3 protein-coding genes are annotated in these 2,316 nt (G+C 66.5%); all 3 read right to left on the reverse strand.

Annotation, left to right across the window (positions count from 1 at the left end; genetic code table 11):
* A partial coding sequence (locus V7S54_RS33180) for a sulfate/molybdate ABC transporter ATP-binding protein (protein WP_336410021.1) occupies nucleotides 1-1,043 on the reverse strand: 1,043 nt, incomplete at its 3' end.
* 13 nt (nucleotides 1,044-1,056) lie between these two features.
* Nucleotides 1,057-1,959, reverse strand: a complete 903-nt coding sequence (gene cysW / locus V7S54_RS33185; protein WP_336410020.1) for a sulfate ABC transporter permease subunit CysW — start codon at nucleotides 1,957-1,959, stop codon at nucleotides 1,057-1,059.
* Nucleotides 1,949-2,316: ABC transporter permease subunit (locus V7S54_RS33190; protein ID WP_336410019.1), on the reverse strand; the 368-nt coding region annotated here is incomplete at its 5' end. The genes cysW and V7S54_RS33190, both read right to left, overlap by 11 nt.

Raw genomic sequence — 2,316 nt, forward strand, 5'->3', positions numbered from 1 at the left:
CTGTTGTCGCGGAAGAGTTTCCACTTTGTCGGCCGGAAGGCGATGCGGCTGTGGTCGCCGGCGGCGGCGCGTTCGGGCGACAGTTCGATCTCGACATGCGGATGGTTGCGGCCCAGATCGAGTTCGAGATGGCGGGTGCCGGCAACGCGGCGGCTGGCGGTGACGAGACCGGCGAGACAGCCGCCGCAGCCGTCGATCAGCTCGATGTCGTGCGGGCGGAAGTGCAGATTGGCCGGACCGTCCGGCTCGGCCGGAGCCCTGAGCCCGATCGGCCGGTCCTCGAACCAGATCTCGCCGTTCTGGAGCGTGACGGCGAGTGCGTTCGACTGGCCGATGAAGCCGAAGACGAAGGGCGAGACCGGATGGTCGTAGATCTCGTCGGGGGTGCCGACCTGTTCGATCGTGCCCTTGCTCATGACGACGACGCGGTCGGCCAGTTCCAGCGCCTCCTCCTGGTCGTGGGTGACGAAGATCGTCGTGTGGCCGGTGCGGTCGTGAATCTCGCGCAGCCACTTGCGCAGTTCCTTCCTGACCTGCGCGTCGAGCGCGCCGAACGGCTCGTCGAGCAGCAGCACGTTCGGCTCGACCGCCATGGCGCGGGCGAGCGCCACGCGCTGGCGCTGGCCGCCGGAGAGCTGCGCCGGATAGCGTTTGTCGAGACCGGAGAGCTGCACCAGGTCGATGAGGTCGAGCGCCCGCTTGCGGATCTCGGCGGCCGGCGGCCGGCGGCCCGACGGGCGCACCTTGAGGCCGAAGGCGACGTTGTCGAGCACCGTCATGTGGCGGAACAGGGCATAGTGCTGGAAGACGAAGCCGATGTTGCGCTGCTGCACCGTCTTTTGCGAGGCGTCCTCGTCGCCGAAGAAGATCGTGCCGCCGGTCGGGCTTTCGAGCCCGGCGACAAGGCGCAGCAATGTCGTCTTGCCGGAACCGGAGGGGCCAAGCAGCGCGATCAGTTCGCCGGAGCGGATATCGAGCGAGACGTCGTCGAGCGCCGGGAAGCGGCCGAATTCCTTGCGGATGTTGTGAACGCGCACGTCCATAGCGTTTGACCTTTCAATGCCTGCGGCTGGCGGCGATCTCGGCGCTGTAGCGGATCTCCAGCGCCGTCTTCAAAATCAGGGTGATCAGCGCCAGCAGCGCCAGCAACGCCGCCACCGCAAAGGCGGCGACGAAGTTGTATTCATTATAGAGGATTTCGACCTGCAACGGCATGGTGTTGGTCTCGCCGCGGATATGGCCGGAGACCACCGAGACGGCGCCGAACTCGCCCATGGCGCGGGCGTTGCACAGAAGCACGCCGTAAAGCAGCCCCCATTTGATGTTCGGCAGCGTCACGAACCAGAAGGTCTGCCAGCCCGACGCCCCCAAGGACAGGGCCGCCTCCTCGTCGCTGGAGCCCTGTTCCTGCATCAAGGGGATCAGTTCGCGGGCGACGAAGGGGAAGGTGACGAAGACGGTGGCAAGCACCAGACCCGGCACGGCAAACAGGATCTGGATGCCGTGGCTCTGCAGCCACGGACCGATCAGGCTGTGCGAGCCGAACAACAGCACGAAGACGAGGCCGGAAACGACCGGCGAGACCGAGAACGGCAGGTCGATCAGCGTCGTCAGGAAGGCCTTGCCCTTGAACTCGAACTTGGCGATCGCCCAGGCGGCGGCCACGCCGAAGACGAGGTTGAGCGGCACGGCGATGGCGGCGACGGTCAGCGTCAGGCGGATGGCCGAGAAGGTCTCGGCATCGCCGAGCGCGGCAACGAACTCGGCCGGTCCCTTGCGCAAGGCCTCGGTGAAGACGGCGGCGAGCGGCAAAAGCAAAAACAGCGCGACGAAGACGAGGGCGGTGATCGTCAAGGTCACCCGGGCAAAGCGGCTTTCGGAGGTGGCGGCGGCCAGCGCCGGCAGGGCGCGTTGCGGCCCAGATGCGGGCAGGGGATTGGCGGTCAGATCATGCGACATAGACATATCTCCGCCGGCTCCAGGCCTGGATCGAGTTGATGAGCAGCAGCATGGCGAAGGAGATCGCCAGCATCACCGCGGCAATGGCGGTGGCGGCGGCGTAGTTGAACTCTTCGAGCCGGATGACGATCAGAAGCGGCGCGATCTCGGAGACGTAAGGCAGGTTGCCGGCGATGAAGATCACCGAGCCGTATTCGCCGACGCCGCGGGCAAAGGCGAGCGCAAAGCCGGTGAGGCCGGCCGGCAGCAGTCCCGGCAACAGCACCCGGCTGATCGTCTGGAAGCGGCTGGCGCCAAGCGTGGCGGCGGCTTCTTCCACCTCCTTGTCGATCTCCTCCATGATCGGCTGCACGGTCC

The organism is Ensifer sp. CCNWLY38 (assembly GCF_037120565.1).
Classification (GTDB): Bacteria; Pseudomonadota; Alphaproteobacteria; order Rhizobiales; family Rhizobiaceae; genus Ensifer; species Ensifer adhaerens_H.